The sequence below is a fragment of the Clostridium sp. AM58-1XD genome (assembly GCF_003464085.1).
Lineage (GTDB): Bacteria > Bacillota > Clostridia > Lachnospirales > Lachnospiraceae > Lachnoclostridium_A.
Genome location: NZ_QSDR01000001.1, coordinates 155,445 through 174,485 on the forward strand (window position 1 = coordinate 155,445; position 19,041 = coordinate 174,485).

At 50.4% G+C, this 19,041-nt stretch carries 15 protein-coding genes and 2 pseudogenes; 16 read left to right on the forward strand and 1 reads right to left on the reverse strand.

Annotation, left to right across the window (positions count from 1 at the left end; genetic code table 11):
• Positions 1-34: 34 nt before the first annotated feature.
• The 15 genes and pseudogenes from DXA13_RS00670 (at position 35) to DXA13_RS00740 (ending at position 16,425) form a co-directional block, all read left to right on the forward strand.
• Positions 35-982 (forward strand): annotated as a pseudogene (locus DXA13_RS00670) (ABC transporter permease).
• A 47-nt stretch (positions 983-1,029) separates the two neighbouring features.
• On the forward strand, positions 1,030-1,815 hold the full coding sequence (locus DXA13_RS00675) for an ABC transporter permease (RefSeq protein WP_118241310.1): 786 nt from the start codon (positions 1,030-1,032) through the stop codon (positions 1,813-1,815).
• 21 nt (positions 1,816-1,836) lie between these two features.
• Positions 1,837-2,805 (forward strand): ABC transporter ATP-binding protein, encoded by a 969-nt coding sequence (locus DXA13_RS00680; protein WP_243008906.1) that lies wholly within the window; start codon positions 1,837-1,839, stop codon positions 2,803-2,805.
• Positions 2,802-3,404 (forward strand): ATP-binding cassette domain-containing protein, encoded by a 603-nt coding sequence (locus DXA13_RS00685; RefSeq protein ID WP_118241238.1) that lies wholly within the window; start codon positions 2,802-2,804, stop codon positions 3,402-3,404. Before DXA13_RS00680 ends, DXA13_RS00685 begins: the two co-directional genes overlap by 4 nt.
• Before the next feature lie 67 nt (positions 3,405-3,471).
• Positions 3,472-4,218 (forward strand): nickel pincer cofactor biosynthesis protein LarB, encoded by a 747-nt coding sequence (larB, locus tag DXA13_RS00690; protein WP_118241239.1) that lies wholly within the window; start codon positions 3,472-3,474, stop codon positions 4,216-4,218.
• Positions 4,219-4,409: 191 nt separating this feature from the next.
• Positions 4,410-5,754, forward strand: a pseudogene (gene larC, locus DXA13_RS00695) (nickel pincer cofactor biosynthesis protein LarC).
• Positions 5,755-5,801: 47 nt separating this feature from the next.
• Complete coding sequence (gene larE / locus DXA13_RS00700; protein ID WP_118241312.1) at positions 5,802-6,686, forward strand: ATP-dependent sacrificial sulfur transferase LarE; 885 nt, start codon at positions 5,802-5,804, stop codon at positions 6,684-6,686.
• A 105-nt stretch (positions 6,687-6,791) separates the two neighbouring features.
• A complete protein-coding gene (gene rpsO, locus DXA13_RS00705) occupies positions 6,792-7,058 on the forward strand; it encodes a 30S ribosomal protein S15 (RefSeq protein ID WP_118241240.1) in 267 nt (88 codons plus the stop codon).
• Positions 7,059-7,255: 197 nt separating this feature from the next.
• Positions 7,256-9,373 (forward strand): polyribonucleotide nucleotidyltransferase, encoded by a 2,118-nt coding sequence (locus DXA13_RS00710; protein ID WP_118241241.1) that lies wholly within the window; start codon positions 7,256-7,258, stop codon positions 9,371-9,373.
• A gap of 213 nt (positions 9,374-9,586) precedes the next feature.
• On the forward strand, positions 9,587-10,717 hold the full coding sequence (locus DXA13_RS00715) for a M14 family zinc carboxypeptidase (protein WP_118241242.1): 1,131 nt from the start codon (positions 9,587-9,589) through the stop codon (positions 10,715-10,717).
• Between the two features lie 10 nt (positions 10,718-10,727).
• Positions 10,728-11,399, forward strand: coding sequence for an ATP-binding cassette domain-containing protein (locus tag DXA13_RS00720; RefSeq protein WP_118241243.1), 672 nt, complete (start codon positions 10,728-10,730; stop codon positions 11,397-11,399).
• A 19-nt stretch (positions 11,400-11,418) separates the two neighbouring features.
• Positions 11,419-13,254 carry a hypothetical protein gene (locus DXA13_RS00725; protein WP_118241244.1) on the forward strand — a complete coding sequence of 612 codons (1,836 nt, stop codon included), beginning with the start codon at positions 11,419-11,421 and terminating at the stop codon, positions 13,252-13,254.
• 41 nt (positions 13,255-13,295) lie between these two features.
• Entirely contained in the window at positions 13,296-14,501 is a 1,206-nt protein-coding gene (locus DXA13_RS00730; RefSeq protein WP_118241245.1) for an ABC transporter permease, read from the forward strand.
• Positions 14,494-15,531: an ABC transporter permease gene (locus tag DXA13_RS00735; RefSeq protein WP_118241246.1), complete on the forward strand. Its 1,038-nt coding sequence runs from the start codon at positions 14,494-14,496 to the stop codon at positions 15,529-15,531. The genes DXA13_RS00730 and DXA13_RS00735 overlap by 8 nt, the downstream gene beginning before the upstream one ends.
• Positions 15,532-15,651: 120 nt before the next feature.
• Positions 15,652-16,425 (forward strand): HAD family hydrolase, encoded by a 774-nt coding sequence (locus tag DXA13_RS00740; protein ID WP_118241247.1) that lies wholly within the window; start codon positions 15,652-15,654, stop codon positions 16,423-16,425.
• Here the strand turns inward: DXA13_RS00740 and DXA13_RS00745 are convergent.
• On the reverse strand, positions 16,363-17,301 hold the full coding sequence (locus DXA13_RS00745) for a PfkB family carbohydrate kinase (RefSeq protein ID WP_118241248.1): 939 nt from the start codon (positions 17,299-17,301) through the stop codon (positions 16,363-16,365). The two genes, DXA13_RS00740 and DXA13_RS00745, sit on opposite strands and share 63 nt — an antisense overlap.
• Before the next feature lie 270 nt (positions 17,302-17,571).
• Here DXA13_RS00745 and gltX point away from each other — a divergent pair, with 270 nt between their 5' ends.
• The gene (gltX, locus tag DXA13_RS00750) at positions 17,572-19,023 is read left to right on the forward strand and encodes a glutamate--tRNA ligase (protein ID WP_118241249.1); all 1,452 of its coding nucleotides are present in this window, start codon (positions 17,572-17,574) and stop codon (positions 19,021-19,023) included.
• Positions 19,024-19,041: the final 18 nt, after the last annotated feature.

Here is a 19,041-nt window from a genome sequence, read left to right on the forward strand (position 1 = left end):
ATATGTGGTGTTTGCAGGAAAACAGGTGGCCAGGATGGCGGTTCTTCTCGTACTGGTCAGTATAGCGGCGTTTTTTCTGCTGTCTATTTCACCGATTGATCCTCTGAAAACAAATGTCGGCCAGGCGGCTCTTGGCTCCATGAGCAGGGAGCAAGTAGAACGGCTGGAAGAATACTGGGGCGTAAATACGCCTGTTGCAGAGCGCTTTTTTACCTGGGCCGGGGATTTCCTGCGCGGCGATATGGGAGTTTCTCTGCTGTACCGCAGGCCTGTAGCAGAAGTGATCGGCGAAAAGCTTTCCAATTCAATCTGGCTCATGGCTGCGGCTTGGCTATTGTCAGGAGCCGGAGGCTTTATCCTGGGGATCTGGCCGGCCGGAAGCGGGGAGCGCTGCCGATCGATTTGTGACGGGGTATTCTCTTGTCATGGCGAGTACGCCTGCATTCTGGCTGGCGATGGTCCTGCTGATGATCTTTGCCGTATGGCTGAAAATCCTGCCGATCGGTTTAAGCGTGCCGATCGGCAGCAGCGCGGCAGAAGCCGGTATTGGAGAGAAGATCGCCCATGCGGTTCTGCCGGCGGCAGCCTGAGCCTTACGGGAATTTCCAATATTGCTCTTCAGACAAGGGAAAAGATGGTAGAAGTGATGGAGAGCGACTACGTTCTTTTTGCACGGGCAAGAGGGGATTCAGAGGCTTCCATCATCTTTAGACATGGGGTCCGGAATGTGGCGCTGCCTGCATTGACACTGCAGTTTGCGGCTGTCAGTGAAATTTTCGGAGGCTCTGTTCTGGTGGAACAGGTCTTTTCCTATCCAGGTCTGGGACAGGCTGCAATCGCGGCCGGGCTGGGGAGTGACGTATCTCTTCTCCTGGGAATTACGATTATCAGTGCGGCCATTGTATTTGCCGGGAACACGGCGGCAAATCTTTTGTACGGGATCGTGGATCCAAGGATACGGAGAGGGGGAAAAGCGCTGTGAAAAAAAGAAAAGACGGCAGCAACAGGCGGACGGCGCTCCTCACACTTATGGCCGCGGCTGTCCTGTTCCTGGCTTTTATAACGCTGCTGGGCCAATACTGGAGAGAGGCTGCTCTGGCAACTGATTTTTCAGAAAAGAACGTGCTGCCCGGCTTGAGGCATGCGTTTGGAACAGACTGGATGGGCCGCGATATGTTCAAACGGACAGTTACAGGCCTGTCGTTGAGTATACGCATCGGCCTTTTGACGGCGGCTGTCAGTGCAGTGTTGGCTTTTCTTCTGGGAACTGGGGCGGCCGTCATGGGAAAAAGAGCGGATGGATTGATCTGTGGTTTGATTGATGTTATTATGGGAATACCACATATTCTGCTTTTAATATTAATTTCTTATGCATGCGGAAGGGGATTCTGGGGCGTTGTAATCGGCGTATCCCTGACTCACTGGACCTCTCTGGCAAGGCTGATCCGGGGAGAGGTGCTGCAGCTGAAAGAGAGCAATTATGTGAAGATTGCCGAAAGGCTGGGACACGGCAAGTGGCATATCGCGTTCCGCCATATGGCGCCTCATCTGCTGCCACAGTTTGTCGTTGGATTGATTCTGCTTTTTCCTCATGCAATTCTCCATGAAGCGAGTATCACATTTCTGGGATTCGGCCTTTCACCGGAACAGCCGGCGATCGGCGTGATCCTTTCTGAGAGCATGAAATATCTGGCTATGGGGAGATGGTGGCTGGCCCTTTTCCCGGGACTTTTTCTGCTGCTTACAGTGATGATGTTTCATTTCATCGGCCAGGGGCTATTGCGTGTTCTGGACCCTGGAAGCGCTCATGAATAGAAAATGGCAGGGGAGACAAATATGACAAATCAGAAGACGGATGGGCAGGGAAGCTGTATGTTAGAGGTGAACAATCTTTCCATAAGCTTTACTCAGTATGAGAAGTGGTTTAGCAGGAAAGAGCTTCAGGTGATCAGGAATCTGAATATTACGGTACGCGCCGGTGAGATTACGGCGGTGATCGGTTCCAGCGGATCGGGAAAGAGCCTGCTGGCCCACGGAATCCTGGGAATTCTTCCATACAACGCATCATTGGAAGGCAGTATGATTTATAAAGGAGAAGCCCTGACCGAAGAAAGGCAGAAGGCGCTTCGGGGAAGAGAGATCGTTCTCGTTCCGCAGAGCGTATCTTACCTGGATCCGCTTATGAAGGTGGGCGCACAGGTGAGAAACGGCAGGAAGGACAGGGCGTCGAAAGACAGGGAACGAGATATTTTAAAGCGGTACGGGCTGGGAAGGGATACGGAACATTTATATCCTTTTGAGCTTTCCGGAGGTATGGCCAGGAGAATCCTGATTTCTACAGCCGTCATGGAACGGCCGGGTCTCGTCATTGCAGATGAACCGACTCCCGGACTCCATATCGAGGCGGCCAGAAGGGTATTGGGCCATTTTCGCGAAATCGCAGACGACGGAGCTGGGGTTCTGCTGATTACCCATGACCTGGAACTGGCCCTTGATGTGGCGGATTCCATTGCAGTTTTGTATGCAGGAACTACGATCGAGGAAGCTTCCGCAGAAGATTTTATGACAGAAGAGACTCTGCGCCATCCATACACCAGGGCTCTGTACCGTGCTATGCCGAAAAACGGTTTCATTGCAGAACCGGGAACACAGCCTTATGCAGGAGAAATTGCAGGCGGCTGTCCGTACCGGCCCAGATGTCCGTTCGCAAAAGAGGCGTGCGGCGGGGAAATTCCATGGCTCTTTGTAAACGGCGGACATGTCAGATGCATAGAGGATATCAGAAAGGCAGGAGAGCGGAGATGAAACTGGAGGGCAGGGAACTTTCTTTCCGGTATGACAATGGAAACAGGAAGATATTAAACAGGTTCAGCATTTCCGTGGAGAGCGGCGAACGCGTCGGCCTGGCGGCGCCTAGCGGTTTCGGAAAAACAACGTGCTGTAAAATTCTTGCCGGATATGAGCAGGCGGACAGCGGACAGGTGCTGCTGGACGGAAAACCGCTTACCAGCTGGAAGGGATACTGTCCGGTCCAGATGATCTGGCAGCATCCGGAACTTTCCGTCAATCCCCGAAGGAAAATGAAGACGGTACTGGAAGAAGGAGATCAGGTGGAAGATCGGATCGTCCGGGGACTTGGAATCGAGAAAGGCTGGGAGAACCGTTACCCATTTGAGCTGTCGGGAGGAGAACTGCAGCGGTTTTGCATTGCCAGAGCGCTGGGAAAGAGGACGGAGATTTTACTGGCCGACGAAATCAGCACCATGCTGGATCTTTTGACACAGAGTCAGATCTGGCAGTTTCTTTTGGAAGAAGCAGAGAGAAGAGGTCTTGGGATTCTTGTAGTAAGCCATTCGGAAGGGCTTTTGGAGCGGGTGTGTACGAGGATCGTCAGGCTGGAATAGGAAGTAAGGTCCTGAAGAATCAGAAATTACAGGGCGTGAAGGATATAAGCGAGTAAAGGAGCGGCAGATGGATACAAGGGAATTACTGAAGAAGGTATCAGAGGGGACGATGTCCGTAGAACAGGCGGAGGCAGAGCTGAAAGACCTGCCGTATAAGGATCTGGGGTATGCAAAACTGGACTTTCACAGAAAACTGCGTTCCGGATTTCCGGAGACGGTATTCTGTCAGGGAAAGCCGGATGCATATCTGATACAGATTTTTCAGACATTATATGAAAGAAATGGAGAGGTACTGGGGACAAGGGCGAGTGCAGAGCAGTACGAACTGGTAAAGACCGTGCTGCCGGAAACCGTATATGACCCGATTTCCAGAATCATTAAAATAGAAAAAGAAAATAAGGCGAAAGAAGGCTGCATCGTCATCTGCACGGGAGGTACGGCTGACATTCCCGTTGCAGAAGAGGCGGCACAGACAGCGGAGTTTTTCGGAAGCTCTGTGGACAGGGTCTACGATGTGGGAGTCGCGGGACTACACAGGCTTTTGAGCCAGAGGGAAAGGATTCAGAAGGCAAACTGTGTTGTAGCCGTGGCAGGGATGGAAGGTGCTCTGGGAACGGTGGTCGCCGGCCTGGTGGAGAATCCCGTTATCGCGGTTCCTACGTCTGTCGGTTACGGAGCAAACTTTAACGGCCTGTCAGCCCTTCTCACGATGATTAATTCCTGTGCAAACGGCATTTCCGTAGTCAATATCGACAATGGTTACGGGGCCGGCTATCTGAGCACTCAGATCAACCGGCTGGCTGTGCATAAGTAGGAAGGTGTCAGAAGGTATCAAAAGATAAAATAAGATAAAATGCAGCAGGCCAGGACGGCGGCCCATTCACTTGAACCCCCGCCGTCGTGATCGGTTTCGATAAGTACCGGCGATCGGGCCGGGGAATTTTGGAGGAAAAGATGATGGAAAGAATATTGTATCTGGAATGTAATTCCGGAATCAGCGGAGACATGACGGTAGGTGCCCTTCTGGATCTGGGAGCGGACAGAGAACGGCTCATAAGGCGCTGGACAGCCTGGGAGTCGGCGGTTACCGCCTGCACTTTGGAAGAAAATCGAAATGCGGGATCGATGCATTTGATTTTGACGTCTTTCTGGACGGGCAGGGCGAGGGCGGGGCTCCCCATGATCACGATCATGGGGGAGACCACGGCCATCACCACCACGATCATGGGGAAGACCACGGCCATCACCACCACGATCATGGAGAAGACCACGGCCATCATCACCACCACGATCACGGGGAAGACCACGGCCATCACCATCATGACCACGGGGACGGCCATTCTCATGAGGGAAACACGGACCACTGCCACAGAAATCTGCGGGATGTGACGGAAATCATCGACAGGATGAAGGAAAAGGAACATGTTCTGCCATGGCGAAAAAAATGTTTGCAATTGTGGCGGAAGCAGAGGCAAAATCACATGGGATTCCGGTGGATGAAGTTCATTTCCACGAGGTGGGTGCGATCGATTCCATCGTCGATATCGTAAGCGTTGCAGTGCTTATGGATGATCTTCAGGTGGATAAAGTCATCGTTTCACCACTGGCGGAGGGGCATGGATATGTACGCTGCCAGCATGGCGTGATCCCCGTTCCTGTACCTGCTACGGCGAATATAGCAAGTTCATACGGAATCAGCATGAAGGTGACGGACAACGAGGGGGAGATGGTTACTCCTACGGGCGCGGCCATCGCTGCTGCGTACCACTGCAAAGAAGCGCTTCCGAAGGAATACAGGATCTGTAAAATCGGCGTAGGTGCCGGAAACAAGGAGTTTAAAAATGCCAATATTTTGAGGGCCATGCTGGTTGAAAAGGCTGAGGAAGAGGAGCGGGATCAGGATGATTCCATGTGGATTCTGGAGACAAATATCGACGACTGCAGCGGAGAAGCCCTTGGCTTTGCCATGGAACAGCTGTTGGACGGCGGCGCTGCCGACGTATGGTATATGCCTGCATTTATGAAGAAAAACAGGCCGGCTTATGTGCTCCACGTGGTCTGCCGTAAAGAGATGATTTCCGCATTGGAAGACATTATATTCTCCTGTACCACGACCATCGGCATCCGCCGTTATGCCGTACAGCGTACCATTTTGGAGAGAAAAAAAGGGACGGTTGAGACGGAATACGGGGAAGCTCGGGTAAAGATATGTTTCCACAAAGGATGCACAGCCTGCTATCCGGAATATGAAAGTGTAAGAGAAATCTGCCAAAAAGGGAATATGAGCTATCAGGACGCATACCACCTTGTCTTGGAAATGGCTCAGAGAAAATATTCGGAAGGGCTGTGAGAAAATGCTGCCAGGCTGCAGCAGGAAAGGAGAGCGGAGAAAGGACAATGGAATTTGCTGAAAAGAAAAAGAAGCTGTCAGAAATGATGGATCATTTTGCCGAACAGGGAATCTGCCTCGCTTTTTCCGGCGGCGTTGACAGCAGTCTGTTATTAAAAATGGCATGCAGCAGCGGAGAAAAACTGGGAAAATGCGTATATGCAGTAACGTTTGCCACAAGGCTTCATCCCTCCTGCGACATGGAAAATGCCGGAAAGGTGGCTGCGGAACTGGGAGGCGTACATGTGGTTCTGCAGATCGACGAACTGGAACAGGAGGAGATTCGAAAGAATCCGCCGGACAGGTGTTATCTTTGCAAAAAGCGGCTGTTTTCTGAGCTTAAGAGTTTTGCAGAGGAAAAAAGGGCCGGTGTATGCCTGGATGGGACAAACAGCGACGATCTGGCAGAATACCGTCCGGGACTGAGAGCGCTCCGTGAGCTTTCGGTAGTCAGTCCTCTGGCGGAATGCGGATTTTCGAAGGAGGAGGTACGCCGTCTGGCCGCAGAATATGGAATCTCATCGGCCGGCCGGCCATCTGCTCCGTGTATGGCGACGAGGCTGCCTTACGGGGCAGAGATCGATTACGATCTCCTGGACAACATTGCGGCTGGAGAAGAGCTGCTAAGGGAATACGTTCGGGGAAATGTCAGGCTCCGCCTTCACGGCGACATCGTGCGGCTTGAGATCGACCAGGAACAGTTCGCCACGTTTCTGGAAAAGCGGGAGATGATCGTAAAAGCGCTTAAGAATCTGGGATTCTGCTATGTGACGCTGGATATGGAAGGATTTCGAAGCGGGAGCATGGACATCCATGTGAGGGAGGCTGGCAGACTCAATCTTCCGGATTCCATGGGACATGAGAAAGGAATTGACAAAACCATGCATGTATGATATATTTTACCTCGTATGAGTTTAACGCCGATACCCAGTTCAGGGAGTCTCCAACCGGAAGCCTGGTATACGGTAAGAATAATCTATTATAAGGAGGAAATCATCATGATTTCAAAGGAAAAGAAGTCTGCTATTATCGCAGAATACGGAAGAAAACCTGGAGATACAGGTTCACCGGAAGTACAGATTGCTATTTTAACTGCAAGAATTGCCGAATTAACAGAGCATCTTCAGAAGAATCAGAAAGATCATCACTCCAGACGTGGTCTTCTTAAAATGGTTGGCCAGAGACGTGGTCTCTTAAACTATTTAAAGGAGAACGACCTGCAGGGATACCGTACACTGATCGAGAAATTAGGAATCAGAAAGTAATATACGATTTAGGGTGGAGGATTGCCTCCACCCTATCGTTAGTTTTGAAGGCGGTGACCTGCGTGCAGGTGATCGCTGGCAGAAGGGAACCCCGAGACCGCTGAAGAGGCCGTGTGCGGCGAAGAAACGCGGTCTGTTCAGTAGTTTCGGCGTCTTCTGTCTGAGAAGAAGTTAGAAAGAAGTAAGGAGAAAAGATTATGTACAAGAGTTTTTCAATGGAGCTTGCAGGCAGAACACTGACCGTAGATATAGGCAGAGTGGCAGCGCAGGCGAACGGCGCAGCATTTATGCACTATGGTGACACGGTCGTTTTATCTACGGCAACAGCTTCCGACAAGCCGAGAGAGGGAATTGACTTTTTCCCGTTAAGCGTAGAGTATGAAGAAAAATTATACGCAGTAGGCAAGATTCCAGGCGGTTTTAACAAGAGAGAGGGAAAGGCTTCCGAAAATGCAATCCTGACATCCCGCGTAATCGACCGTCCGATGAGACCGTTGTTCCCAAAGGACTACAGAAATGATGTTACGCTGAATAACCTGGTAATGAGTGTAGACCCGGAATGCAGTCCGGAACTGACAGCCATGCTCGGTTCTGCAATTGCAACCTGTATTTCCGATATCCCATTCGACGGCCCGTGTGCAACCACACAGGTTGGCCTGATTGACGGAGCATTCATCATTAATCCGACGGCAGCACAGAAGCAGGTATCTGATATGGCGCTGACGGTGGCCTCTACAAGAGAAAAGGTCATCATGATTGAAGCCGGAGCGAATGAAGTAGCAGAAGACATTATGATCGAAGCTATTTTCAAGGCTCATGAAGTTAATCAGGAAATTATCCGTTTCATCGACGGTATCGTCGCTGAATTCGGTAAAGAGAAACACACATATGAAAGCTGTGCCGTACCGGAAGAGCTTTTTGCAGCGATTAAGGAAATCGTTACTCCGGAGGAGATGGAAGCAGCTGTATTTACCGATGACAAGCAGACGAGAGAGGGAAACATCTCGGCGATTACAGATAAACTGGAAGAAGCGTTTGCTGACAACGAAGAATGGCTTCCTCTGATCGGCGAAGCGATTTATCAGTATCAGAAGAAGACGGTCCGCAAGATGATTTTAAAGGATCACAAGCGTCCTGACGGACGTGGAATTACGGAAATCCGCCGTCTTGCAGCAGAAATCGATCTGCTGCCGAGAGTACACGGTTCCGGTATGTTCACGAGAGGTCAGACACAGATTCTCAATATCTGTACGCTGGCTCCTTTATCCGAGTGTCAGAAGCTGGACGGACTCGATGAGAACGAGACATCCAAGAGATATATGCATCACTACAACTTCCCGTCCTACTCCGTAGGCGAGACCAAGCCGTCCAGAGGACCGGGACGCCGTGAAATCGGTCATGGCGCTCTTGCAGAGAGAGCCCTTCTTCCTGTGCTTCCAAGCGTGGAAGAGTTCCCATATGCAATCCGTACGGTATCCGAGACGATGGAATCCAACGGTTCCACATCCCAGGCCAGCATCTGTGCGTCCACACTGTCTCTCATGGCGGCAGGCGTTCCGATTAAGACACCTGTAGCCGGTATTTCCTGCGGTCTTGTAACAGGCGACACAGACGACGACTATATCGTACTCACCGACATCCAGGGCCTGGAAGACTTCTTCGGCGATATGGATTTCAAGGTGGGCGGTACTCACAAGGGAATTACTGCGATCCAGATGGATATTAAGATTCACGGCCTTACGAGACCGATTATTGAAGAGGCGATTGCCAAGACGAGAGAAGCAAGGCTTCACATTATCGACGATGTCATGATGCCGGTAATTGCGGAACCACGTAAGGAACTGAGCAAGTATGCGCCGAAGATCGTGCAGATCATGATCGACCCTACAAAGATCGGCGATGTAGTAGGCAAGCAGGGTAAGGTAATCAATAAGATCATCGACGAAACAGGCGTGAAGATCGATATCACCGATGACGGTGCGGTAAGCGTTTGTGGAACCGATCAGGCGATGATCGACAAGGCACTGGGAATTATCCGGAATATCGTTACAGAACTGGAAGCAGGAATGGTAATGACCGGAAAAGTTGTGCGTATCATGAATTTCGGCGCATTTGTTGAACTGGCACCGAACAAGGACGGCATGGTTCACATTTCCAAGCTTTCTGAAAAGAGAGTCGGAAAAGTGGAAGACGTCGTAAATATCGGCGACGAAGTAACGGTAAAAGTGATCGAAGTAGACCGCATGGGCAGAATCAATCTGAGCATGAAGCCGTCCGATCTGGAACCGAAAGCTGAAAAAGAAGAGACGAAGTAAACGATCATAGAAAAGCCTGTACATTGCGGTCGATTCCGCAGCGTGCAGGCTTTCCGTGTTCTCTGAGAAAGGAAAAACCTTTCCGGACGTATGGTATGATCCCGCCTTTCAGAGCTCTTTTTACCGAAACAGGAAAATGTAATAAAAGTGTAATGTTTTTTTTCGGTAAAATGTGGTAAGGTATATATCGTAGAAAGAAATGAGGAGGCAGCTATGAAGCATTACAGACTGACCGGAATTCTGGCATTGAGCATGGGACTATCCTGCCTGATGCCTGCAGTTTCCCTGGCAGAGGGGCCCGGCGATCTGATCGGACAGCAGGAAGGGACGGAAGTAAGCCAGGAAAGTGAGCAGCCGAAAGACCCCAATGACATTTCTCTGAAGGAATCATCGAACCCGATCGTAAAGGTTGCAGGCAAATACTCCTATGAGCAGATGGCAGGCGATATCAGCAGACTGCAGAGCAGGTACGGCGGCAGAATGAGGGTCGGCAGCTTTGGAACATCTCTGGACGGAAGAGCGCTTTATGAGATTACAATCGGCAATCCGGGCGCATCAAAACACGTTATGATCCAGGCCGGTATCCACGGAAGAGAACACATGACTCCTCTTCTCGTGATGAAGCAGCTGGAAACAGCGCTGGAATTCTGGGATACGGCCAACTATGAAGGCCAGCCGATTTCATCCATGCTGGATCAGGTTCAGGTGCATTTTCTGCCTATGGTGAATCCTGACGGAGTGTCTGTGAGCCAGCAGGGACTTATGGGGCTCCATTCTTATGATCTTCAGCAGATCATTAAGGAGGGCCATGGAAAAGACATGGAAGAATCGAGGACGGCAACACCGTTTGAACTATATCTCCCGTATTGTAAGGGCAATGGGCGGGGCGTCGACTTAAATGTCAATTTCCCGGCGAAATGGGAACAGATTACGACGTCTCCCGGACACGCTTCTTACACGGGGTATAAGGGAGAAAAGCCTGGTTCGGAGCCGGAGAGCGCCGGACTGATGAAACTGGCAGACAGCAGAAGCTGGTCCGCTTCGGTAAGCTACCATTCCAGAGGTGAAGTGATTTACTGGGATTTTGACGGCAATAAGGTAAAGGAACAGTCCAGAGAGCTGGCTAAAGTCTTTGCAGAGCAGACGGGATATCAGATTCTGGGCGCGAACGGCAAGGGCGGATTTAAAGACTGGATGCAGATTAAAGAGAATCCGGTGCCGAGTATTACGGTAGAGACCGGAACAGCAGAATGTCCGATGCCTGTTTCCGAATGGCCGAGAGTGTGGTCGAAAAACAGGAGTGGATGGGCTGCGGCCCTCTACTATGCGTGGACGCACGGATGAGGGATATTGTATGGTAGAAGCAGCTGGAATTCATAAAAGGTACAAAAATAAAGAAGTGCTGCAGGATATTTCTTTCCAGGCAGAAGCAGGAGAATGTGTTGGAATTGTAGGGGAGAACGGCTGCGGCAAGACGACGCTGCTGTCCATTCTGGCAGGAACGCTGAAGGCAGACGGCGGAAGCCTTACGTATTTCGGGCAAAGCGCGTTGGGAAGCAGGAAGGTGATAAAGGAACATGTTGCCTACGTGCCTCAGGAAAATCCTTTAATGGAAGAACTTTCCGTAAGGGATAATCTCCTTTTGTGGTATCAGGGAGACCGGGCGCGCCTGAGCCGGGATTTAAAGGATGGGCCGGCCGCCATCCTGGGCCTGTCAGGCCATGAGAAAGAGACGGCCGGAAAGCTTTCAGGCGGAATGAAGAAGCGGCTTTCCATTGCCTGTGCCCTGGCGGATCATGGCAGAATACTGATCATGGATGAACCGGGAGCTGCTCTGGATCTGCTGTGCAAGGAGGTAATCCGAACATATCTTGATAAGTACAGGAGTGAGGGGGGAATCGTTGTGCTGACCTCCCACGATTTGATGGAAATTAAGATGTGCAGCCGAATTTACGTCATGAAAGGCGGAACTTTAAAGGAACTGGAACAGGGCTTTCCCGTAGAGCGCCTGTCCGAGAGACTGTAGGAAATGAGGAGGAAAAATTATGAAATGCCCGTTTTGTAACGAAGAAGTGGATGATCAGGCAGTAACATGCCCTGTGTGCGGAAAAGAACTGACACAGCAGCCGGCAGAAGAGCAGAAAGAAGGCGGTGAACCGTCAGCAGATACAGAGGCAGCAGAAGCGCCGGCAGAGCCTGTAGTAGAGGATGAAGGGAAAGAGCCGGTTGATACGGCACCAAAAGCGGCTCCTGTTCAGCCGGAACCGGCGGCAGAATTACTGGCAGCACCTAAGAAAAAATCAGGAAAGCTGGTCATAGGCGGCGCTGTCATCGCAGCAGTAGCGGCAGTCGGTGTGTTCGGCGCTGTGAAAATGATGGAAAAAGATCCAAAAGATGTGGTGATCGACGCGTTTAAGAGCGTTTATTCCAAAGATATCACATATCCTTCCGAAGAAGTATTCGGATGGTCGGAAATTTCCAAGAACTCTATGGAAAAGAACATGGAAGGCGGATTCAGCCTGACATTTGATGAGAGCAGCAATCCACAGGTGAATGTATTTGCAGGATCAGGATTTTCAACTGTTAGCAAGTCTAATGTGGAAGATAAAAAGGTTTATGCACAAATCGGCACCCAGCTCGCGAATATGGACCTCCTTTCCTTCGATATTTACCTGGATCAGAAGGAAATGATGATGTCAATTCCGGAGCTGAGCAGCAAGGTATTCGTTCTGAATTATGCGGATGACCTGGAGGGCCAGATTCAGAATTCTCCTTATGCAGGACAGATATTCCAGCAGAGCGGAATTGAGCCGTCTGCGATTTCCGACTATTTTAATTACATATGGTCCTTCTATGACAAGGGAGAGGAACGTCCGTTTAACCTGGAAGCACTTTGGGAACGCTATAAAGAGGGAAGCGCCGCAATCAATGATTTTAAGGCGGCTATGACTGTAGAAAAGGCGGACGCAGCAACATTCACCGTTGACGGAGCAGAAACAAAATGCAAGGGCTACGATGTAGTGATCTCTCAGGAAGCGATGATTAATTTCGTAAAGACGACATCCAAGTTCTTTATGGAGGACGAAACGCTTAAAAAGGACGTACTGGAATATATTGGACAGATCGTAAGCCTGAGCGGCGGAGCAAGTTTCGACGAAATGTCGCCGGAAGAAATTCAGGAAAAGGCATGGGAAACGGTACAGGAATATGCCGATAAGGCTATTGCTGCTATGGAGGATTCCGTAGAAGATATCAATATGACCGTTTATGTGGATAAAAAAGGACGTCTTGCAGCATTTAACGCGAAGACAAATTTGAATATGGAAGACGGCGCAATCGAACTGGCACTGGACGTTCAGCTGAAGGGCGGAAGCTATATTACACAGAATGCGGACGTTAAGCTGGATGTGACGGGCAGCGACGGTACGATTACCATCTCTGCTTTGAAAGAAGGCGTCTATGATAAAGAGCAGCTGACCAGCAGCTCAGTCGTAAAGATCGAAAGCGACGGAGAGGTAGTAACCGGAAGCTGTGATGCAGAATACAGCATCGGAACAGGCGATTATACAGTGAAGATTGCCGGAGGAAACGGTACGGAAAATGGCGACCTGACAATCCAGGGTACGATTTCCAACCTGAAGAAAGGGGAATCCATTTCTATCGCCATGGATACAATCGGCGTGAACTGGAACGGCGAGCAGCTGGCTGTCCTTTCCGGAGAATATTACTTAAAGCCTCTGGAAGGAGAAGTGACGATTCCGGAAGGCGAACAGTTGGATGTGCTGGCAGCTACGGTAGAGGAATGGGACACAGTAGGCCAGGAGATAAATAATAATCTCCAGGGGCTTATAACCATGTTCTTTGGACTGATGATGCAGTAAAGAATTTATACCTCGGATAAAATGAGGCAAAGGGGAAAATTATGATTGCAGCGTTCACTTATTGCAGAATGGAATTTAAGCGGGCGTGCAGGATTTTTCCGGTTTTTATGACAGGAGCAATTGTGCTGGCAGCTTTGCTGGGCACAATTGCTCTTTTGGCTGGAAAGGTCCTTTACGGCGAGGCAGCTGTAGGGAGAGTGCAGACTGGAGTGGTGCTTCCGGAAAATGATGCAATCGCCAGACAGGCGATGACGATGCTCAGCTCTATGGACAGCGTGGAAAGCATCTGCGATTTCCAGTATCTCGATGAAGAAACGGGAAGGAGCATGCTGGAGAGCGGACAGCTGTCGGCACTTCTGATTGTGCCGAACGACTTCGTCCAAAGTATTATGAACGGCACAAACCGCCAGGTCACGGTGGTGCTGCCGGAAAATCCGGGGATCGAAGCAAAAGTGCTGAGGGAGATCACCGAGGCCGGAACAAGGACGCTGAAAACGGCCCAGGCTGCTATTTACGCAGCTGACGAGTGGCTGACCGTATCGGGAAAACAGGATATGATCAAGCAGACAGAAGGGGATTTAAACCGCCTGTATTTAAAATATGCGCTGGACCGGGAGATCTATTTTAAGGGACATATGATTTCAGCGGCAGGAGATCTGACGACAGCTGAACATTTTGTAATCTGCGGTATCATCATGTTTCTGATTCTGGGAGGAATTCCGATTTCCGGATTTTTTGGAAGAGGCCGGGCGGTTTTCTATAAAAAACTTAAAATTATGGGAATTGGAGACGGTATTTCTGTGGCGGCCGAAGTGCTGGCAGTTACTTGTATGTACGCTGCCGCCCTTTTCATTCTGGCAGCGGCGGCCGGAACGGTGTATCCCAAGCTGTGGGAACTGGCCGGCCGGGCCGGTCTGGGCGGTGCAGCCGGAACCTTTTTCATCGTGATGGCAGGGGCTGCCATGGTTGTTGCCGTATACGAGCTGTGCGGAAGCAGAATGGCTGGAATGATGGCAGTTTTCTGGGGAGGAATTGTGATGATGTTCCTGTCCGGAGGAATTATACCGTCTGCTTTTCTGCCGGAGGCACTGCGCGGGGCCGGGGCGTGGATGCCGGCTTCGCTTATGATCAAAGCCATGGAAAAAACAGCTTTTTCAGGATGGGATTTTGCAGAGGCCGCAAAGATGGCAGCGATTGTGCTGGTTTCATCAGGAGCGGCAGTTCTGGGAAGGAGGAGCCATGGGTGACGGCATTGTATGGTTTGTCCTGTCTTGTAAAAGACAAATGAAAAAAATAGCCTTTCTCGTTGTGCTTCTCTGCATCCCCTTTCTCCTGGCCGGTGTATCACGGATGGGAAATAAGGGTGGCGGCGGAATCTCCATCGCTTTATATGCCGGCGGAGAGCTGGAACGTGATGTGGCAGAAGCGCTTGTGGAACTTCCGGGAGCCTTTTCGTTCTACATTTGTGAAACGGCGGAAGAGGTGAAACATGATGTGGAAACAGGAAAGGCTGAGTGCGGCTACGTATTTCCTGCTGACTTACGAGAAAAGCTCCATAAGGGCAAATACAGGCGTTCAATCGACATGTGGTCGTCGCCGGCCACCGTTTTGGATTCCATGGCGGAAGAGGTGGTATTTTCCGTCCTGATGGAAACGTATGGTCCGGAGATACTGGATGATTACGCCAGGGAGAAGTCATGGGATGAAGAGAGGATACAGGAGCTTTTTCAGAAATACGTTACGAATGGAAGCACGTTTTCCTTTAGATATGAGTCGGAAGGAAGCAAAGAAGCAGAGGAAAACAGCCTGAGCATGACTTTTCCCGCAAGGGGGATCGGAGCCGTATTTCTGTTTATAACAGGAATTTTTGCCGTATCCTCTATGGCGGAAGATGAGAAGAAAGGATTATTTCTCTGCATCCCCTACGGAAAAAAATGGTGGTATACGTTTCTGGGCACGATGGCGCCTGTAGCTTTGGGAGCCGTATCCGTCCTGATTTCCCTCTATCTGACAGGCGCTGCTCTGACAGGTGTTTCAGGATTCGTAAAGGAGACTGGTGCGATGGCTGTTTATACGGCGGCAATTGCGGCATTTGCCTGTCTGCTGAAACGCCTGGCAGGGCGGGGAGAAATTCTTGCCGGCACCGTACCGTTTTTTATGATCGGCAGCCTGGCTCTCTGTCCTGTATTTATCGATGCAGGGGCATGGATTCCGCAGCTTGGTCTGCTGGGACGGGCATTTCTGCCTTACTATTATCTTTCCTTCTTCATGCCATAGCGGAGTCTGTCCGCGCACTCCTTGAAGCGCAGAGACGAATGTGGTACAATCGGCAGTGTAAGATTTGCGGAAGCGGTCAGTTGTGAGACATGAAAGAATGAAAGAGGACAGGAATTTGTTATGAAAGTATTAGCCAGTGATTACGATGGTACGTTTTATACGGATATGGAACAGACGGCGAGAAACATAGAGGCGGTTAAGAGATGGCGGGCGGCCGGAAACCGCTTTGGCATTGTGACAGGCAGGGCTTTGGAAATTATACGGCAGCCTGTAGAAGAACTGGAAATTCCCTGTGATTTTCTGATCTGTGCAAGCGGAGCCGTGATCTGCAGCAGGGACGGCCAGCTGCTTTCGGCCCATCCGATGGACAGAGGAGCGGCGGAAAAGATCATGGGGGAACCGGCGGTGCGCACGGCGATCCAGTACACATATATGTCTTCTGAATGCTGCACGTGCCTGAAAGACGGCTATGAATGGGAGAATAGAAAGAAATACAGAATAAAACGAATTACCGTCAAAGAGGGAGAAGCTCTCGACCCGCTGTACCAGATGAGTACGCGTCACCTTTCCGAAGCAGAGGCGGCGGCCTGCGCAGAAGCTGTGAACAGCCGGCTGGGCCATATGGTGCGGGCTCATCTGAATGTAGACTGTGTGGATATCACCGCAGCAGGTATTGATAAAAGCGCCGGCATCCGTGAATATGGAAGTCTGTGCAGTGTGGATACGAATGGCATCCTGGTCATTGGAGACGGAGCAAATGATCTGCCGATGATCAGAGAATTTTCCGGCTTTGCAGTGGAAAATGCATGCGAAGCGGTGAAAATGGCGGCGTCACGGATTTACGGAAGTGTGGAAGAACTGATCGACGAACAGCTGAAATTCATCGTCGGTTAGTCCGGAGCTGTCGGAGTTTACCACGGCTGACGATATGTGAGAAGCGGCGGCAAGTGATTCTCTCATGTCCATTCCATGGGAGAGGCCGGCTAGAACAGCGCCTATGTGGGAATCGCCGGCGCCGATTGTATTTTTAACGGTTGTCTTCACAGCCGGGACATGACAGCAGGAACCGTCTGCCATCAGGCAGTATGCGCCTCTGTCCCCCAGCGTGATGATGACCGTATTTTTTGTTATGGCGGATAACAGACGGGCCGCTTCTTCAAATGTATGGCAGCCAGTACGCAGAAAGGCTTCGTTTTCGTTAATATGAAGGATCGGCCGAAGGGCGGTGATCCTGGCAAAGCGCTCAGGAGGGATAGTCATGATGCGGGGACCGGGAGCGAAGAAAAGTTCCGTTTCTGGGAATTGCTTGATCCGCTCTTCCAGCCAGGAAACGAGTTCTTCTCCCGTAGGCTCCTCTACTTCCAGACCGCAGACATAAACCATATCAAAGAATCGGTCACGAATGGGTTCGGCCCAGGCTTTTTGGAAGGTATATTCTGCACCGTGACAGGACAGAAACGTCCGTTCGCCGCTTTCTTCTACGAGACAGTAGCAGCAGCCGTTTTCCTGATCCGTCACGCGGATGGGAGGCGGAAAGCCCTTTTCTGATAACGCGTTTCTTACGAAGTCACCGAAGATCCCGGTACCCACAGGGGTGAGAAAGGTAAAGGATGAGCCGGACTGCCGGAGTATGTTTGCCACGTTGTAAGCGCAGCCTCCGAGGGAGAAGGACTGGCTTTTCGGATGGATATCTTCCTCCGTTTTCGGCAGATGGTCCAGGCGGATGACCACGTCCGCACAGGCAGAACCGATGACGAGTACATTTTTCATAACAGGTTTCCTTTCCGAGCATGTATGTTTTGGATATTCTATCACAGGAGGAAAGTAAAATCAACGGATGGCCGCCTACAATTTGGAAAGAAATGATTGAGTTTTCCTCATCTTCGTTATATAATACACAGAGTATGTAAAAAATGATACTATAAGCGCTCAGCGGGAGCTTTCAAAGGTTCGCGGGGGTCATTTCGATTCTCTGAATGAGGTTTTTACGCGTTCGGAGAGCGGAGTATAAGTCTTGATAAGTACAGGAGTGAATGGACGATGAAAGTAAGAACGAGATATGCGCCGAGCCCGACAGGCAGGATGCATGTAGGAAATTTGAGAACAGCATTATATGCGTACCTGATTGCAAAGCATGAAGGAGGGGATTTCCTGCTTCGTATTGAAGATACAGACCAGGAGAGATATGTGGAAGGCGCTGTGGAGATTATCTACAGAACGCTGGAGAAGACAGGGCTGATCCACGATGAAGGACCGGACAAGGACGGCGGAGTCGGACCTTACGTACAGAGCGAACGGCAGGCTTCTGGCATCTATCTGGAGTATGCAAAAAAGCTGATCGAACGAGGAGAGGCGTATTATTGTTTCTGTACCCAGGAACGCCTGGAAAGCCTGAAGCAGACAGTCAACGGCGAAGAGATTATGACGTATGACAAGCACTGCCTTTCTCTGTCAAAAGAAGAAATCGAGGCGAATTTAAAAGCAGGTATTCCCTATGTAATCCGCCAGAATAACCCGACAGAAGGTACGACTACGTTCCACGATGAGATTTACGGCGACATTACGGTAGATAATTCCGAACTGGACGATATGGTACTAATCAAATCAGACGGATATCCCACGTACAATTTTGCCAATGTTGTGGACGACCATCTGATGGGAATCACTCATGTGGTGCGTGGAAACGAATACCTCTCCTCCTCTCCGAAGTATAACCGCCTGTATGAGGCCTTTGGATGGGATGTGCCGGTCTATGTACACTGCCCTCTGATAACGAATGAAGAACATAAGAAGCTTTCCAAGAGAAGCGGCCATTCTTCTTACGAAGATCTGATCGACCAGGGCTTTCTTTCAGAGGCTGTCGTGAATTACGTAGCCCTTTTGGGATGGTCTCCGGAGGATAACAGGGAGATCTTTACCCTGGAGGAGATGGTGAGAGAATTTGACTACCACAGGATGAGCAAGTCTCCGGCTGTTTTCGATATGACGAAGTTAAAATGGATGAACGGAGAATATATGAAAGCCATGGATTCTGACCAGTTTTATGAAATGGCAGAACCGTATCTCAAAAAGGTGATTACAAAGAACCTCGACCTTAAGAAGATCGCGTCTATGGTAAAGACGAGAATTGAGGTGTTCCCGGATATCGCGGAACATATCGATTTCTTCCAGGAGTTGCCGGAATACGACGTGGCTATGTACACGCACAAGAAAATGAAGACGAACGGTGAAACGTCTCTTGCGACATTGAAAGAAGTGCTTCCGATCCTGGAAGCGCAGGAGGATTTCGGAAATGACGCCCTCTATGAGGCGCTTTCCGGCTATGTGGCAGATAAGGGCATAAAGACCGGCTTTGTCATGTGGCCGATCCGCACGGCTGTTTCCGGTAAGCAGATGACGCCTGCGGGAGCTACGGAGATTATGGAGGTTCTTGGCAAAGAAGAATCTTTAAGGAGAATCAGAAAGGGAATCGATATGCTGGAAGAGGCATAACGAGCCTGAAGTTTTAAG

Excerpts from the sequence above, each read along its gene's own strand:
- DXA13_RS00720 (WP_118241243.1), top strand. The coding sequence starts at position 10,728 with ATGGTAGAAGCAGCTGGAATTCATAAAAGGTACAAAAATAAAGAAGTG.
- DXA13_RS00725 (WP_118241244.1), top strand. The coding sequence starts at position 11,419 with ATGAAATGCCCGTTTTGTAACGAAGAAGTGGATGATCAGGCAGTAACA.
- DXA13_RS00710 (WP_118241241.1), top strand. The coding sequence starts at position 7,256 with ATGTACAAGAGTTTTTCAATGGAGCTTGCAGGCAGAACACTGACCGTA.
- DXA13_RS00685 (WP_118241238.1), top strand. The coding sequence starts at position 2,802 with ATGAAACTGGAGGGCAGGGAACTTTCTTTCCGGTATGACAATGGAAAC.
- larE (WP_118241312.1), top strand. The coding sequence starts at position 5,802 with ATGGAATTTGCTGAAAAGAAAAAGAAGCTGTCAGAAATGATGGATCAT.
- DXA13_RS00740 (WP_118241247.1), top strand. The coding sequence starts at position 15,652 with ATGAAAGTATTAGCCAGTGATTACGATGGTACGTTTTATACGGATATG.
- gltX (WP_118241249.1), top strand. The coding sequence starts at position 17,572 with ATGAAAGTAAGAACGAGATATGCGCCGAGCCCGACAGGCAGGATGCAT.
- rpsO (WP_118241240.1), top strand. The coding sequence starts at position 6,792 with ATGATTTCAAAGGAAAAGAAGTCTGCTATTATCGCAGAATACGGAAGA.
- DXA13_RS00680 (WP_243008906.1), top strand. The coding sequence starts at position 1,837 with ATGACAAATCAGAAGACGGATGGGCAGGGAAGCTGTATGTTAGAGGTG.
- DXA13_RS00675 (WP_118241310.1), top strand. The coding sequence starts at position 1,030 with ATGGCCGCGGCTGTCCTGTTCCTGGCTTTTATAACGCTGCTGGGCCAA.
- DXA13_RS00745 (WP_118241248.1), bottom strand. The coding sequence starts at position 17,301 with ATGAAAAATGTACTCGTCATCGGTTCTGCCTGTGCGGACGTGGTCATC.
- DXA13_RS00730 (WP_118241245.1), top strand. The coding sequence starts at position 13,296 with ATGATTGCAGCGTTCACTTATTGCAGAATGGAATTTAAGCGGGCGTGC.
- larB (WP_118241239.1), top strand. The coding sequence starts at position 3,472 with ATGGATACAAGGGAATTACTGAAGAAGGTATCAGAGGGGACGATGTCC.
- DXA13_RS00735 (WP_118241246.1), top strand. The coding sequence starts at position 14,494 with ATGGGTGACGGCATTGTATGGTTTGTCCTGTCTTGTAAAAGACAAATG.
- DXA13_RS00715 (WP_118241242.1), top strand. The coding sequence starts at position 9,587 with ATGAAGCATTACAGACTGACCGGAATTCTGGCATTGAGCATGGGACTA.